The 16,359-nt window shown below is 31.9% G+C and carries 18 protein-coding genes; 4 read left to right on the top strand and 14 right to left on the bottom strand.

Annotated elements, in window-relative coordinates:
- Window positions 1–4 precede the first annotated feature (4 nt).
- The gene (locus tag OIU83_RS14740) at window positions 5–205 is read right to left on the bottom strand and encodes a hypothetical protein (RefSeq protein WP_264207029.1); all 201 of its coding nucleotides are present in this window, start codon (window positions 203–205) and stop codon (window positions 5–7) included.
- A gap of 82 nt (window positions 206–287) precedes the next feature.
- On the opposite strand from OIU83_RS14740, the gene OIU83_RS14735 reads away from it, so the two are divergent.
- Window positions 288–632: a DNA polymerase III gene (locus OIU83_RS14735; protein ID WP_264207028.1), complete on the top strand. Its 345-nt coding sequence runs from the start codon at window positions 288–290 to the stop codon at window positions 630–632.
- A 196-nt stretch (window positions 633–828) separates the two neighbouring features.
- Here the strand turns inward: OIU83_RS14735 and OIU83_RS14730 are convergent, their stop codons facing one another.
- The 7 genes from OIU83_RS14730 to OIU83_RS14700 all read right to left on the bottom strand — a co-directional run bounded on the left by OIU83_RS14730 (window position 829) and on the right by OIU83_RS14700 (window position 7,323).
- Window positions 829–1,407 (bottom strand): NAD(P)H-dependent oxidoreductase, encoded by a 579-nt coding sequence (locus OIU83_RS14730; RefSeq protein ID WP_264207027.1) that lies wholly within the window; start codon window positions 1,405–1,407, stop codon window positions 829–831.
- Between the two features lie 6 nt (window positions 1,408–1,413).
- Window positions 1,414–2,445 (bottom strand): saccharopine dehydrogenase family protein, encoded by a 1,032-nt coding sequence (locus tag OIU83_RS14725; RefSeq protein ID WP_264207026.1) that lies wholly within the window; start codon window positions 2,443–2,445, stop codon window positions 1,414–1,416.
- Between the two features lie 59 nt (window positions 2,446–2,504).
- Entirely contained in the window at window positions 2,505–3,065 is a 561-nt protein-coding gene (locus OIU83_RS14720; RefSeq protein WP_264207025.1) for a Crp/Fnr family transcriptional regulator, read from the bottom strand.
- Window positions 3,066–3,106: 41 nt separating this feature from the next.
- Window positions 3,107–3,703 carry a TMEM175 family protein gene (locus OIU83_RS14715; RefSeq protein WP_264207024.1) on the bottom strand — a complete coding sequence of 199 codons (597 nt, stop codon included), beginning with the start codon at window positions 3,701–3,703 and terminating at the stop codon, window positions 3,107–3,109.
- Between the two features lie 107 nt (window positions 3,704–3,810).
- Complete coding sequence (locus tag OIU83_RS14710) at window positions 3,811–4,701, bottom strand: Ppx/GppA phosphatase family protein (RefSeq protein WP_264207023.1); 891 nt, start codon at window positions 4,699–4,701, stop codon at window positions 3,811–3,813.
- A gap of 55 nt (window positions 4,702–4,756) precedes the next feature.
- Window positions 4,757–6,841, bottom strand: a complete 2,085-nt coding sequence (gene ppk1 / locus OIU83_RS14705; protein ID WP_319005357.1) for a polyphosphate kinase 1 — start codon at window positions 6,839–6,841, stop codon at window positions 4,757–4,759.
- Window positions 6,838–7,323, bottom strand: a complete 486-nt coding sequence (locus tag OIU83_RS14700; RefSeq protein ID WP_264207022.1) for a SixA phosphatase family protein — start codon at window positions 7,321–7,323, stop codon at window positions 6,838–6,840. Before OIU83_RS14700 ends, ppk1 begins: the two co-directional genes overlap by 4 nt.
- A gap of 715 nt (window positions 7,324–8,038) precedes the next feature.
- Here OIU83_RS14700 and OIU83_RS14695 point away from each other — a divergent pair.
- The 3 genes from OIU83_RS14695 to OIU83_RS14685 all read left to right on the top strand — a co-directional run bounded on the left by OIU83_RS14695 (window position 8,039) and on the right by OIU83_RS14685 (window position 11,463).
- Window positions 8,039–8,956, top strand: coding sequence for a PorP/SprF family type IX secretion system membrane protein (locus tag OIU83_RS14695; protein ID WP_264207021.1), 918 nt, complete (start codon window positions 8,039–8,041; stop codon window positions 8,954–8,956).
- Window positions 8,957–8,967: 11 nt separating this feature from the next.
- Entirely contained in the window at window positions 8,968–10,902 is a 1,935-nt protein-coding gene (locus tag OIU83_RS14690; RefSeq protein WP_264207020.1) for an OmpA family protein, read from the top strand.
- Window positions 10,903–10,986: 84 nt separating this feature from the next.
- Complete coding sequence (locus tag OIU83_RS14685) at window positions 10,987–11,463, top strand: hypothetical protein (protein WP_264207019.1); 477 nt, start codon at window positions 10,987–10,989, stop codon at window positions 11,461–11,463.
- A gap of 309 nt (window positions 11,464–11,772) precedes the next feature.
- Here OIU83_RS14685 and OIU83_RS14680 read toward each other — a convergent pair whose 3' ends face one another.
- The 6 genes from OIU83_RS14680 to pyrR form a co-directional block, all read right to left on the bottom strand.
- Window positions 11,773–12,282, bottom strand: a complete 510-nt coding sequence (locus OIU83_RS14680; RefSeq protein WP_264207018.1) for a CAP domain-containing protein — start codon at window positions 12,280–12,282, stop codon at window positions 11,773–11,775.
- A gap of 172 nt (window positions 12,283–12,454) precedes the next feature.
- Window positions 12,455–13,099, bottom strand: coding sequence for a pyridoxamine 5'-phosphate oxidase (gene pdxH, locus OIU83_RS14675; RefSeq protein WP_264207017.1), 645 nt, complete (start codon window positions 13,097–13,099; stop codon window positions 12,455–12,457).
- A 181-nt stretch (window positions 13,100–13,280) separates the two neighbouring features.
- Complete coding sequence (locus OIU83_RS14670; RefSeq protein WP_264207016.1) at window positions 13,281–14,186, bottom strand: ribonuclease Z; 906 nt, start codon at window positions 14,184–14,186, stop codon at window positions 13,281–13,283.
- A 174-nt stretch (window positions 14,187–14,360) separates the two neighbouring features.
- On the bottom strand, window positions 14,361–14,693 hold the full coding sequence (locus OIU83_RS14665) for a hypothetical protein (RefSeq protein ID WP_039120358.1): 333 nt from the start codon (window positions 14,691–14,693) through the stop codon (window positions 14,361–14,363).
- Between the two features lie 73 nt (window positions 14,694–14,766).
- Entirely contained in the window at window positions 14,767–15,693 is a 927-nt protein-coding gene (locus tag OIU83_RS14660; protein ID WP_264207015.1) for an aspartate carbamoyltransferase catalytic subunit, read from the bottom strand.
- Window positions 15,694–15,769: 76 nt separating this feature from the next.
- Entirely contained in the window at window positions 15,770–16,309 is a 540-nt protein-coding gene (gene pyrR, locus OIU83_RS14655) for a bifunctional pyr operon transcriptional regulator/uracil phosphoribosyltransferase PyrR (protein WP_035620405.1), read from the bottom strand.
- Between the last annotated feature and the right edge of the window lie 50 nt (window positions 16,310–16,359).

Genomic DNA, 16,359 nt, shown 5'->3' with positions numbered 1-16,359 from the left:
CTTATTATAGAAATCCTACTTTCTCTATCACAGAAGTTAAAACTCCTGTCGAAAAGAAAGAAGTAACTTCTATTCCAGTAACTCCTGAACCTGTAAAAACAGAAGTTGCAGCTCCAGAAAAAGCACCAACAGTAACCAATCCAGTAGTTCCTAGTGGTGGAAAAACTCCTATTTCGGCATTTTCATTATCTAGTATTCGTGCCAAAAAAGCATTAGAAGAAAGCAGTAAATCCTTCGTAAGACCTACTACATCTGAATTACCGACCGAAGATTTTTCTGAAACCGAAATGTTATTGCAATGGAATAAATACGCACAACGTTTGGGTGAGAAAGGATTTAGAATAATGGAATCTTTATTACTTATAAATGATCCGGTTTTAAACGGAACCACTATTTCCATCGAATTGCCAAACGAAGGTTCAAAACTTGACTTTGAAAGAGAAATTCACGGTATATTAGGACATTTAAGAGGTCATTTACACAATCATGATATTACAATTGAGATAAATGTAAATGAAACCATGGAAGCAAGAAAAAGTCTTAACGACCAGGATCGCTACAACCGTTTATTAGAAATAAATCCAAACATTGAACTTTTAAGAACAACATTTGGATTAGATATTCAAGCTTAATTTAAGGATCTAAGATTCTGAGGTGCAAAAGTTTTGCGTTAGGTCTACAAAGTTTTAAAATTTATGAGCCAAAAATAAATTTGTGATAATTAGCGTAATTCGTGGCGAAAATTTAACCGCAAAGTGCGCAAAGTTTTACGCAAAGACCGCAAAGCTTTAAATCCTTTTAATTCTTTAAATCTATGGCTAAAAAAAACTACTTATTCTTTAGTCCGAAATTATAAACTTTTGTCAGCCATTTTCCTTTTTGGATGCTATCCGATGTTTTTATAACCCCTATGTAACTAACCTTAACTGGAGTGATTCCGCAAAATTTTAATGTTGATTTTCGCAATTGATTCACGCTTGGTCTTCCAAAAAACAATCTGTAATACCAACCCGGCTGATCGAGCGTTGTAATAATATGTGCCGTTTTTCCTTTTAAAAGTTTATCCCACCAAACAGAGTTTTCACGGTATTGAAAAGCCATTCCCGGCAGAAAAAGACGATCTATAAATCCTTTGGTAATCGCAGGTAAGCCACCCCACCAAACAGGATGTATCCAAACCAAATGATCTGCTTTTTTTATTTTATCCCAAGACTCTAATAAATCCGGTTCTAATTCGGTTCTTTTTTGGTAACCAAATTGCAAATTGGGACTAAACTTTAAATCGGCAATTGTAATCGTTTCTACTTTGGCACCTGATTGTAAAGCACCTTTTTTATAGGCTTCTGCTAAGGCAAAATTAAAACTCGCTGCATTAGGATGTCCGTTTATAATTAGAATATTTTTCATGTTCAATTAGCTTATTTTGAGATTAATTGTATTGTAACTATTTAATGCTTTGTAAATTTCTTGCGAAGAATGCATTTGGTGGCTGAAATAAATTCCGTTTGATAAGGTCTCGCTCAACATTTTTTCGATATGCAAAACGGTAGAAAATGCTGTTAATTCGGCTTGACCTTTTACACTTTGCAAACTAACTCTTTTTGTTTTATTCTGAGTTTTAACAATAACTTCAAAAACGGTTTGATCTCCGTTTCCACTAGAACCAAACAATAACTGTCTTTCTTTTAAAAACATAATATTAAAAATCTTAAGCGATTGAAAATACCCCATTAAACTAGTAACAAACTTTGAATTATAGGTCATCTTAACCGAAACTGTTGGTATTTTCTCTATCTGATTCAAAATAAATAAGTCCGGAACATCAAGGTTATAAGCTTGACGTTTCCCTATTCCGAACTCAAAATTAAATTTTTCGGAATCTAAAAAATGCTTGACTTCTTTGGGTGCATTATTTTTATAAACTACAAATGGTTTACACACATTCTCTGCCAAAAAATTAGCTGAACTTTTTCCTGCCAAATCTTTTATAGAATAATAGATATAAAGATTTGTTTCCTGAATTTTGCGTTTATCTGGTTCTACAAAATCTACCAAACTACCAACAATTCCGCCCATCCAACCGGAGCTAAAAACAATATGACTATTTATGTTTTGTTTATTTGCTTTAGCCAGATCATAAGCGACAGCTAAATCTGGAGTAGGCTTTGTAATATCAATATAATCGAGTTTGTTTTGTATAGCAAACCTTAGAATTTCATTATTACTATCCTTTGTACACATAACAATCAAATCTATTTTGTTATCTGTAATACAATTAAAAGTTTTAGGATTGGTCACATCAATTACCAAATCATTGTTTGCTTTTCCTAATTGGCGACTTCCAACAAACAAGTTATAGCTGGGATTTCTTCCTTGAAGAATGCGCAAAATAACTTTACCTACTAATCCTGTCCCTCCAATTACTAAAATATTTTTTCTCATCATTATGTATTGTTTTTAGCAAAAATAATGACGGAATATCTCACGGCAACTAGACAAATGTCCTATAAAATAGCTTTCCGAATTCGGCTTAAATGTCTTGGTGTAACTCCCAGAAATGAAGCCAGATATTGCAATGGAATCAACTGAATATAGTTAGGATGATTTTTAAAAAGGGTTTCATAACGTTCTTTTCCTGTCAATTTTTGAAAAGATAAAATGCGTTGTTCTAAGTTTATATATTGCATTTCGGCTATTATTCGTCCTACTTTTTGCCAATGTATACTATTCTCATAAAGATTTTCAATATCGGCGTGACTTATTACTTCAAGTTCAGTATCGAACAAAGCTTGAATATTCTCTTCGGTTGGTTTTTGGGTAATAAAACTAGCAAAAGCTGCCATAAACTCATTCTCGAATGTAATGCAGTTTGTAATTTCTTCTCCTTCGTTATTGATATAAAAAGAGCGTAAAGCACCCGATTTTATCAAAACTATCTCCTTGGATATTTGGCTTTCCTGAATTAAAAAATCTCCTTTTTTTAATTTCTTTTTGGTAATTAAACCATCTAGTTTGTCTAATTCATCCGAAGGTAAAATCTGAAGAGATTGAAATATTGATTTCATTATATTTTATATGAATAAAAAAATTCTGGAGTTATAATATCCTATGAATCAATAGTTTTTTCGGCAGAAATAAAAAACTTCTCAATTCTTTTATCCGGAATCAACCATAACAATGCTACGATAATATAACAAGCTCCCGAGATCCATTCATTATAAAAAGAACAAACAATCCCAACAATGTACAAAATAGTCGAAGCATTCCCCTTAAGGTCTTTCCCTATTGCTTTGGCTAAAATTGAATCTTTCCCTTCGCTACTAATTATAATCTTTTGCAAAATAAAATAAGCGACTGAAGAAAACAACAAAATCAAACCGTATAAAGCCATTGCTGCTTTAGAAAAAGAATGTTCTCCCATCCAACCTGTTGAAACGGGAATTAAGGACAACCAAAAAAGCAAATGCAAATTAGCCCAAAGAATTTTTCCATTGACTTTGGAAAGTCCGTGTAGCAAATAATGGTGGTTGTTCCAGTAAATACCAACATATATAAAACTTAAAATATAACTAATAAACTTAGGAAAAAGAGGTAATAAATCACTGAAATTATTTCCCTCGGGAACTTTAATTTCAAGAATCATTATGGTAATTATAATTGCCAAAACGCCATCGCTAAAAGCCTCTAATCTCGTTTTATTCATCTATTATATTATAAAGTCTGCCACGAATTACACAAATTTTCACTAATTTTTTATTCCTATTATAAAAAATAATTCGTGCTAATTCGTGAAATTCGTGGCAAAAAAAATTAAATTTTGCCGTAATACATTGCTTTTACGATTCCATCAGAAAGACCTATTTTAGGAACATAAATTTGTCGTGCACCACTCCATTTCATTGCATTAAGATAAATTCTTGTTGCAGGTATGATAACATCGGCACGATCAGGATTCAATCCTAATTCGGCAATTCTCTGGTCGTATGTAAGGGAATTTAAAAAAGCATATTGCGAATTAATATAAATATACGACAATGGCTTTTCTTGTTGTTTCCCCGACATTTTAAACAACTTATTGATATTCCCTCCCGAACCTATAAGCGTTACTTCTTCGTATTCTTCAGTATTTGCTTTTATCCATTTTTCTATTTCATCCCAAACAACATCATGAACCATTCCGTTCAATAATCGTACTGTCCCGGCTTTAAAAGATCTTGAAGTCACCATTTTCCCATTAGAGAATAATGTAAATTCGGTACTTCCGCCACCAACATCTACAAAAAGATAGGTTTGATCTGTTTTTAATAAATGATGTAAATCTGTTGAAGCTATAATTGCAGCTTCTTTTTTACCATCTATAATTTCGATTTTTATACCGGCTCTTTTCTTGATAATTTCCACTACTTCTTTGCCGTTATAAGCTTCTCTCATTGCTGATGTAGCAAATGCCATATAACGTTCTACTTTATGCACTTTCATTAAAAGATTGAATGCTTTCATGGCATCACACATTCTTTCGATATTTTCTTCGGAAATTTCACCTACAGTAAAGGCATCCTGACCTAAACGAATAGGCACACGTACTAATGAGCTTTTATTAAATTGAGGTTCCTTACCCTCTTGTTCTACAACATTGGAAATTAGCAATCGCATGGCATTTGATCCAATATCGATAGCTCCATATTTTGTTATTTTAATCATTCTCGCTTATGATTTGAAATTAAGTATTTTGATATAAAGATTGTATGCTTTGTTTTTACACAACTTCTTCTATAACATCTACTTTGCTTTGGTAATATTTGTAAGTTTCTAATTGTGCTCTAAATATCGCGTGATGATTTCTCGCTTTATATTTATTATCCAATTTATAAGAATGAAAACGTACTTTTACATTTCCTTTCCACGCAATATTAAAGTTATCTATTAATTCATTTTTAATTGCCTGATCATAAATAGGACAAGTCACTTCTACTCTTCCGTCAAGGTTTCTGGTCATAAAATCGGCCGATGAAATATACACTTCGGTCAATCCGGCATTTCCAAAAATATAAACTCTGGAATGTTCCAGATAATTATCGACAATACTTATTGCTTCGATATTCTCACTCATTCCCGGAATACCAGGTATCAAGGAACAAATTCCTCTAACTTCTAATTGAATTTTTACCCCGGCATTACTAGCTTCATATAGTTTATCAATCATTTTAAAATCGGATAAGCTATTCATTTTAAGCTTTATGTATGTCTTACGACCTGCCAAAGCATGTAGAATTTCTCTATCAATTAGCTTTACAAATTTAGTTCTTGTATAATGCGGAGATACAATTAAATGCTTGTAACGATTTACTCTATAATTAATATCGAAAAACTCAAAAATTTTAGAGATATCTTTTAAAATCTGCTGATGGCTTGTAAACAGTGTTACATCGGTATAAATTTTGGCTGTTGCTTCGTTAAAATTACCTGTTGAGATAAAGCCATATCTTTTGGTTTTTCCTTCGTCAACTCTTTCGATTACACATATTTTACTATGTACTTTTAATCCTTTTATTCCAAAAATAAGGTTTATACCTTCTGTTTGCATTTGCTCTGCATACGAAATATTAGAGGCTTCGTCAAAACGGGCTTGTAACTCAATTTGTACTGTTACTTTTTTTCCGTTTTTGGCAGCATTAATCAAAGAACTAATAATCTGTGAGTTCTTAGCCAATCGATATAATGTAATCTTGATTGTTGTAACTTTTGGATCTAAAGCTGCTTCTCGCAAAAACTTTGTCAAGTAGGAGAACGACTGATATGGTGCATTTAGCAGGTAATCTTTTTTGCCAATTTTCTCCAAAATACTTCCTTCCATACTCAATCCCGGGATTGGCAATGGCAAATTAGTTTTATACAACAAATCATATCTTCCCAGATTAGGAAAACTCATGTAATCACGTCGGTTATGATATCTTCCTCCCGGAATAATACTATCTGTAGAAATGATTTTCATTTTTTCAAGAAAGAACTGTAATGTATCTGGCTCTATCAATTGATCATAAATAAAACGAACAGGTTCCCCTATTCTTCTATCTTTTACTGATGTAGCAATTTTTTCGAGCATACTTTTACTCAAATCGCTATCGATGTCCAATTGTGCATCTCGAGTAATTTTTATCATGTGTGCCGAAACACTTTTGTAATCAAAAATGGTAAAAATGCTACTTAAATTGTGTCGGATAACATCATCTATCAAAATTATATAGTGCTTATCGTCATGCGAAGGTAAAACTACAAATCGATTGATTGTTTTAGGAATTTCTATTACGGCATATCGAACTTCTCCGGTATGATTCATTTCTAAACGTACTGCTAAATACCCCAGTGTATCTTTTAAAACCGGAAATTCAGCCAAGTCATTCAATATAATTGTAACAAGTTCGGGGCTTAGTTTTTCAATAAAGAAATTTTTTAGAAAATCTTCCTGATCTTTTGTAATATCATTCTCGGTTATGATAAAAATATTTTCTGTTTCTAATTCGGCTTCGATATTACTCAATATTCTTAAGCTCTCGGATTGTTGCTGAATCACGATTTCGGTAATATCTTTAACCAATTGCTGGGCAGATATTCCTCCTAAATACTTCTCGCCTGAAATCCCCGAAAGACTTAATCTTCGAATAGCTGCATAACGAACTCTAAAAAACTCATCTAAATTATTCGAAAAAATTCCTAAAAATCGTAATCTGTCTAAAAGTGGCACTGTAATATCGGCTGCTTCCTGTAATACTCTTGCATTAAATGCCAGCCAACTTTTTTCTCTATCGATATATTTTTGTTCGTACACTGTATTTGTATTCATTTTAAATCTTTGGGGAAAATGGTTTTATGAGTTTTGCCTTTATCTAATTTCTCCCAACTTTCTGTATCAAATTGTAGTGATACAAAACCTGATGTAGGAACATTATCTATAAAAACATCCCCAAATTTATTAACAAAATTTGTAATAGCCTCGTTATGTCCGAAAAGAATAACACTTTCTAAAGCATTATTACATGATTTAATAACCTTTTCTAATTGTTTCTCATCAAATGTATATAGATCATCCTTGTAAACGATGCTTTCTATAGGATATGAAATATTTTGAGCAAATATAAGTGCAGTTTCTACAGCTCGTGCTGCTGTACTGCACCAGATCAAATAAGTCTTGGGAAGAAATTTTGAAATAGTTGCCGAAACATCATGAGCATCAATAATTCCCCTTTTTACTAAAGGTCTGTCAAAATCTTTTAAAGGTGCTTCCCAACTTGATTTCGCATGTCTGATCAATATTAAATTTTTCATATAAATGATACTATTTGTTTTTATAAGGAAAATAACTCCATAACTCTTTAATTCATTCTTTTCTAACATTTTAATTTCATCAAAAAAATAGTGTTTACTATTAAATTCCGAAAAAAAAGCCAAAAAATATAGCTACAATTTACAAAAGAAATCTGTAAGGTCATCTCTTTTATTAGATTTTATATTTAAGATTTTATACTCGTAAATAATTTCAGATGAAATTTAGCAACAATTACTTCATAAATAAAATTCTGATTTTTTTAAAATTCATTTCTTTTACAATTCCTGAAATTTCAAAAAAAGTAACTTTTAAAATACACTTTAGATAATTCTGTCAAAAAATATATTTCAGCTATGTTAAATCCATTTCGTTAGTATTTCAGCTCAAAACAAACAAACACATTATACTGATTTATAAAATCAATATTCACAAAATTCACAAACCATAAAGCTGAAAATACTGGAACTAAAACTGGTTGTCCATTTGTAGTTTCTGCTTCATGTGCCAATGCAGGAACATCTATTTATGTTTTAAATCATTCTTCATAAGATGTAAATGGCATCAAAAAAAAATACCATAACTACCTAGCAACTCAGCAATTACACACACATCAATATGTTTTTTAGTAAAAAAATCCGTATTTTTGAATGTACGAATTATATTGACATTTTTTTTTCTGATAAGAAATCAATAGTAAAATAATAAATATCTACTATGAGAACAAAATTATTTTCTTTCGTTTTGATGTTTACAACTATAGTAAGTTACGCACAACAAGATGCACAATTTACACAATACATGTATAACACGATAAATATCAACCCAGCTTATGCAGGGTCGCGAGGCGCTCTAAGTATCTTTGGTTTATACAGGACGCAATGGGTTGGACTCGATGGCGCACCCGAAACTAGTAGTTTTTCGATAAACACACCACTTAATAATAGTAATCTGGGATTAGGAGTATCATTAGTAAATGACAAAATTGGCCCTTCTAATGAAAATAATTTTTCTGTAGACCTTTCCTATACTATACCCACATCGGCCAACTTTAAACTTTCGTTTGGTATTAAAGCAACGGGGAATTTATTCAATCTTGATGTAAACAAATTAAATCCTGCCGATCAGGGGGATCCACAATTTCAGAATTTAAGTAACGTCTTTAAACCAAATATTGGAGCTGGGGTTTACTTTCACTCAGATAAAGCATATATAGGTTTATCGATACCAAATTTCATCGAAACAAATCGCTACAATGATAATGATATTGCAATATACAAGGACAAAATAAATTATTATTTGATGGCAGGATATGTATTTGAATTTGATCGATACGGAGACGTTAAGTTTAAACCTGCTTTATTGACAAAAATGGTAGAAGGAGCACCATTACAAGTAGATGTTTCGGCCAATTTTATGTTCATAAACAAGTTTACAATTGGAGTTGCTTACAGATGGAACGCCGCACTAAGTGCACTGGTAGGGTTTCAGGTTAGTGATGGATTATATATAGGATATGGTTATGATCGTGAAACTACTAATTTAAACAATTATAATTCTGGCTCACATGAAATATTCTTGCGCTATGAATTTTTCAAAAACAATGGCAAAATGACAACTCCTCGTTTCTTCTAAAAATATTTATTATGAAAAATTATATAATCCTTTACATAACAATAGTAAGTATTTTTTCATTTAACAGCTATTCGCAACAGGGAAAAATAGTTTCTGGAGATAAAAAATATGACAACTATGCATACATAGATGCAATTAAAACATATGAAAGAGTGGCCGAGAAAGGATATAAATCGGAAGATATGTTCAAAAAACTAGGTAACTCTTTTTATTTCAATTCAGAATTTGATAAAGCCGCAAAATGGTATGGCGAGTTATTTGCTATGAATACCGAAGTGGAACCTGAATATTATTATCGGTATGCACAATCATTAAAATCTACTGGGGATATTGCAAAAGCCAATCAAATGCTTGATTTATTTAATCAAAAATCAAAAAAGGACACTCGAGGTAAACTCTATGAAGCCGACAAAAACTATCTTGACCAAATTAAAGCTAACTCTGGACGCTATAAAATTGAAGACGCTGGTATTAATAGTAAATACTCTGATTACGGAACCACTTTTTATCAAGACAAAATTGTTTTTGCTTCAGCCAGAGATACTGGTAGTTTAGGTCAACGCAAACATAAGTGGACAGGCGAGCACTTTACTAATCTTTATCAATCGGATGTAGATCAAGATTTTAATCCTAACACGCCAAAAAAATTCAAATCTAAAATAAATTCAAAATTTCATGAGTCAACTCCAGTTTTCACAAAAGATGAAAAAACGGTTTATTTTACAAGAAATAATTACATTGATGGTAAAAAGGGAAAGAATGAAAATAAAATTACTTTAATAAAAATATATAGAGCCACGCTCGAAAATGATAAATGGACCAATATAACAGAGCTTCCTTTTGACAGCAATAATTATAGTACAGCACATCCTGCACTTAGCCCCGACGAAAAAACACTATACTTTGCATCGGATATGCCAGGCACACTCGGTCAATCGGATATATATAAAGTAAGTATAAATGGCAACGGAGGATTTGGTCCTCCCGAAAATTTAGGTCCCGGAATAAACACCGAAGAAAAAGAAACATTCCCTTACGTAACCGATGAAAATGATATTTATTTTGCCTCAGATGGACATCCCGGACTCGGAGGATTAGATGTTTTTGTTGGAAAATTAAGCGATAATAGCGTGACTAATATCCAAAACCTTGGAACCGATATCAACTCTCCTAAAGATGATTTTGCATATATAATCGATACAAAATCCCGAAGAGGTTTCTTTACTTCAAATAAAGATGGCGGACTAGGATCTGATGACATCTATAAATTTCTAGAAACACGATCAATAACATGCATTCAGGAATTATATGGAGCCATAACCGACCTTGCTACAGGTGAAGTATTAGCAAATACCAAACTCACATTATATGATAGTAAATTTAAAATAATAAGTACAATTTATTCCGATCAAAATGGAAATTATACGTTTCCTGTTGAATGTGGTATGACTTACAATGTAAGAGCCGAAAAAGAAAAACACACTACAAAAGAACAATCTGTTACTATTTTAAAAGAAAATGGAAAAACAAACTTCCCAATAGCTCTTGAAAAATCTGATTGTGTAGTAACAATTGGGGATGATTTAGGAAAATGTTTTGGTATAAAAATGATTTATTTTGATTTGGATAAATCTAATATCCGCAGAGAAGCAGCTTTCGATCTGGAAAAAATATTGGATGTATTAAATCAATATCCTAAAATGAAACTAGACATTCGTTCTTATACAGATAGTAGAGCTTCCCATCAATACAATCAGGCTTTATCTGACAGAAGAGCCAAATCGACTATAAAATGGTTAGTTGAACATGGTGTTGCGCCAAACAGATTAAGAGGTAAAGGATATGGAGAAACGCAACTTGTAAATGGATGTTCAGATGGTGTACAATGTACTGAAGAACAGCATCAAATGAACCGAAGAAGTAAATTTATTATTTCTGCATTGTAACTTAAAATACCTTTATAAAAAATAGATTTAGGTGCGATTTTTGTTATAACTTTATTACTTATTAATTTAAAAAAAATAGAAATTATGAAATTATTAAAAAATTTATTCATAGGAATTTTATTTTTAACAATTAGTTCCTCTCACGCTCAAGTATCTGTAAACGTTAACATTGGAACACCTCCGGCATGGGGACCAACAGGTCATACAGATGCACGTTACTATTACTTGCCCGATTTACAAATGTATTATGACATTAATGCATCGAGTTATCTTTATCAAAATAATGGGAAATGGCTAAGATCAAGAAATTTACCAAAAGCTTATAGAAATTACGATCTTTATAATGGATACAAGGTTGTACTTAATAATTATAGAGGAAATACTCCTTATGATAATTTTAATACACATAGAGAAAAATACGGAAAAGGTTATAGAGGTGAGCCACAACAAACCATTGGTCAAAGACCTGGAAAAGGTTATGGCGATAAAAATCATGATCACGACGATGGCCATAGAGATGGAGATGGGCACGGAAACGGGCATGGACATGATAAACATTAACAAAATCTCCTAAAAAAAACAGTGAATAGATTTAATTTACTAAAGCCTGTGGACTTGTTTCACTGGCTTTTTTTATACTGAAGTAATAGTAAATTTAATTTTCTATTACATTAATTCTTTAGCACATACTTTATCTGAGGCAATTCCATAAAAAAAGCTGCCCTATAAAAGGCAGCTTTTACCACTACAAATTAAAATAGCCGTTATTAATTAAAACAACGGCTATTAACCTCAACTTAAATAAACCAGTAACATAAAAAGGGTCCTTTTATATCAGTTTCTTTATCTAAAAAAACTAAATTCAACTAACTATATTTTTGCAAAAATATTAGTATAATATTTTCTTCCATTTACAGAATCTTCTTTTATTGCTATACCAAAATGTGTATAATCACCTTCAATATTTTTTTTGTGACCAGCACTATTCAGCCATGCACTTAATACAGCTTGTGGCGTATTGTAATTATAAGCAACATTTTCGCCTACTTTTTTAGCGCCTAATACTTTAATAATATTCTCCGAACGAGCAACAAAATCATCATGATTAACCACATTGTTCGCAATCATATATTTGTCATGCTCCTCTGATTTAAAAGAAATATGATTAACAATTATTAGCACCTTTAAACCAACACTAACTCGATACTCATTAATAAGCTGCATCGTTTCTAATTCCGATTGATTATAGGTATAATCGGTAACCTCACCAGAAGAAATACGTGATACTGCATTTGAATCCGAAGCTACTGAATCAGAAGAACATGAATTCATGGCAAATAAAGTTACCATAAATATTAACACATGAATTCTCAGTTTCATAATATCAGTAGTTTAAGCTTAAAGTAGATTGTGGGGCAAACTCTTTAAATTGTATTTCAGTAAAACGCTTTCTTCTAATTATAAGTTAAACTTACGCATTTTATCGTTTAACTACCAAAAAAAATCGACGAACTACATCATAAAATATATTTATACTGTATTTTTCTTACTTTTAAGAAGAAAGTCGTTCGATCTTCCACGAAAAATCATCCTGTGAAATATATCGAATTCTATCATGCAAACGATTAGGTCTTCCTTGCCAAAATTCAACTTCAATTGGAGTCACAAGAAAACCTCCCCAATGTTTAGGTCTGTGGATTGGTTTCCCTTCGAGTTCTTTTTCCAACGCCTTTAAGTTTTCTTCCAGAAATGTTCGGGACGGAATAACTTCGCTTTGGTTAGATACAATTGCACCTAGTTTACTTCCGTCTGGTCTTGAATCAAAATAACCATCAGAAACAGACTCCGATGTTTTACTTGCAATTCCCTTGATAATCACCTGACGTTCCGAATTTGGCCAAAAAAAAGACAAACAAACATGGGGATTATGTTCAATTGCCTTTCCCTTTTCAGAATTATAATTGGTGTAAAAAATAAAACCTTCTTCAGAGAATTTCTTTAACAAAACAACTCTCGATTTAGGAAAGCCATCCAATCCTATTGTCGAAACCGTCATGGCATTTACCTCATCGACTCTACCAAAGTCTTCTACTTCATGAAACCATCTATTAAAAAGATTAATAGGATCTTCTGGAATATTGGTTTCCAGTAATTCGCTTTTCTCGTAGGATTTTCTATAATTACTTAGATCATTCATATTTTTGAGTTTTTATTTTTAGACTACTTAGATTGTTAGACTTTCTTAGACATCTTAGATTATTAGACTGCTTAGACTATTAGATAGTTAGATTAATTTAAATACGCTGAATTTTAGACTTACTAGATTAAAAGACTTTGCTAATTTCTAATTTTTCATCTTTTGACTATATGCCTAGCCTTTAAAACTCAAAACTCTTTCCATCATCACCTAATAATACATTAGGAAAAATAGTTGCGGCTTCCTCTTTAAACAATTGAATACTTTCATAACGGGTCGAATAATGTCCGAGAACCAAATGTTTTGCATTGGCTTTTAAAGCAATTGTAGCAGCTTCTTTGGCTGTTGAATGTAATGTTTTTAAAGCCAGAGCTTCTTCCGATTGCAAGAAGGTGCTTTCATGATACAATACATCTACATTATTTATAATCGGTATTACGGCTTCATGATATACTGTATCGGAGCAAAAGGCGTAACTCTTAGGAGGCAAAGGATCAAATGATAATTTTTCGTTGGCGATAATAGTACCATCATCCAGCTTTATATCTCCTCCGTTTTTAATTTTCTGATAATAACAAGTCTCTATATTATAATGCTGAACGGCATCGACATCTAGTTTTCGTTCAGATAATTTTTCCTGAAATAAAAACCCATTCGTATAAACTCGATGATTTAAAGGTATTGTAGTTACAGTTACTTTTTGATCTTCAAAAATAACTTCACTTTTATTTGACTCTAATTCATGAAAGTACAAACCATAGTTTGTCCATGAACTCGATAACTTTAATTGTAGTAAGATGATTTCCTTAATTCCTTTTGGACCATGAATATGCAAATCGGTAGTACGTCCTAAAAGACTAAACGTAGATATTAACCCGATGAGACCAAAGAAATGGTCTCCATGCAAATGCGAAATAAAAATATGATTTATCTTAGAGAATTTTATCTTGTTTTTACGCAATTGTACCTGAGTTCCTTCTCCACAATCGATAAGAAACAATCTATTCTTTATTTCTAGTACCTGCGAAGTCGGATTGGTAAAAGTTCTTGGAGTTGCGGCATAACAGCCTAATATGGTTAGTTTCAATTTTATGTTTATTTGTTTACTGGGCAAATCGTTTAATCGTTCAAGAATAAAACATCAAAATAAATCGACTAAACAGTTAAACAAATAAAACAACTAACCCATATTTTATATTAATATATATCTAAAATTTTAAGATTTGTTCAGTAATCAAAATCTGAAATCTAAAATCTAAAATTAAAATCCCAGGTCTCTTTCTATTTCGTCCATCTCAATAATATCATGTGCTTCCAGAACAGATGGAACAACAATTAAAGCATCTGGTACGGCATTATAATCTATATCAGAAACAACAATGGCAAAAGATTTTTTGGCTTTTTTTTGTTGCTTAGAAAGAGGTAATAATAATTTGATATCGTTTATGGTTAAATCTTTATGTGCCAATAAATCGATAATAATATTGTGATTTCCGAAGGTTTTAAACTGCTGCGTTATTTTTTCCAGGAAAGAAGTAAAATCTCCCTGAGTATCTTTAATTATTGTTGTATGTCCTTTTTGATCTACTTTCATTTTTTCTCTTGCTATACATTCATTAATTCCCAAATATGTCTTTGGAATAACGAAGGTAGTTTCTTTTTGGAATTTATTGGATTTTTGAAGCCAAAAGATAAATAACCGCCATACGAACCGCTACTCCATTTTCGACTTGATTTAAAATAACCGAATGTTCAGAGTCGGCTACTTCAGATGTTATCTCTACTCCTCTATTTATTGGTCCGGGATGCATGATTACAATTTCTTTGTTCAAAGAATCTAATAATTCTTTGTCTACACCATATTGTTGCGAATATTCTCTTGTAGAAGGAAAAAAGTTCACATCCATTCTTTCGTTCTGTACTCGTAACATATTGGCAACATCGCACCATTCTAATGCTTTACGCAAATTAGGTTCTACTGTAACTCCTAATGATTCAATATATCTCGGAATTAATGTTTTTGGACCACAAACTTTAACCTCAGCACCTTGCATTTGCAAAGCATATATATTAGATAAAGCAACTCTTGAGTGCAGAACATCACCTACAATTACAACTTTCTTTCCTGCTACATCTCCTAGTCTTTCTCTAATGGAATAACTATCTAGTAGAGCTTGTGTTGGATGTTCGTGTGCTCCATCACCAGCGTTTACAATACTTGCCTTTACATTCTTGGATAAAAAATAAGCTGCTCCGGGATTAGCATGACGCATTACGACCATATCCACTTTCATCGAAAGAATATTGTTTACCGTATCAATAAGCGTTTCTCCTTTTTTAACTGATGATTGTGCTGCCGAAAAACTAATTACATCGGCTGATAATCTTTTTTGTGCTAATTCGAACGAAAGTTTTGTTCTGGTACTATTTTCAAAAAATATATTGGCAATAGTAATATCTCGCAATGAAGGAACTTTTTTAATTGGTCGGTTAATGACTTCTTTAAAATGGTCGGCTGTCTCAAAAATTAGGTTAATATCATTCTCATTGATATATTTAATTCCTAACAAATGATTTACGCTTAATTCTTTCATTGTTTTGTTTATTTGTTATTTGTTTAAATTGCTAATCGTTTCGTTTTGCGATTAAACAATTTAACGATTCAACTTTTTAATTAGTAACCAAGTAAACGACATCTTCGCCATCATTCTCTTTCCAACTCACAATCACTTTCTCATTATTGATAGCATCAACTTGTCTGCCGCGATAATCGGGTTGAATAGGTAAATGTCGGCTAAAACGCCTGTCGATTAATACCAATAATTCAATTTCTGCTGGTCGGCCAAAGGATTGAATAGCCGTTAAAGCCGATCGAATACTTCGTCCTGTGAATAATACATCATCTATAAAAATGACTTTTTTATTCTCTACAATAAAGTTGATTTGGGTTTTATTAGCTTCTAGTGGTTTATCTGTTCTTCTGAAATCATCTCTAAAAAAAGTAATGTCTAAATATCCTAATGTAATCTCAGGTGTTTTATATTCTTTTTCTAATAATTCTTTCAGTCGCTCTGCCAAGTAAACACCTCTAGGTTGAATTCCTACCAAAATCGTGTCTGAAAAATCAAGATGCTTTTCTATCAATTGACAGGCCAAACGATGTAATATGATAGTAACTTCTTTTGAATTAAGTAATACTTTTTGACTCATAGTAAAGTGTAGTGTTTGGTTGGACAAATATACAAAATCAGATTTTATTT

Origin of the sequence: Flavobacterium shii (genome assembly GCF_025847235.1) — a bacterium.
Classification (GTDB): domain Bacteria; phylum Bacteroidota; class Bacteroidia; order Flavobacteriales; family Flavobacteriaceae; genus Flavobacterium; species Flavobacterium shii.
Note: the sequence above shows the minus strand (reverse complement) of the source record. Positions and strands in the feature narration are given on the sequence as shown.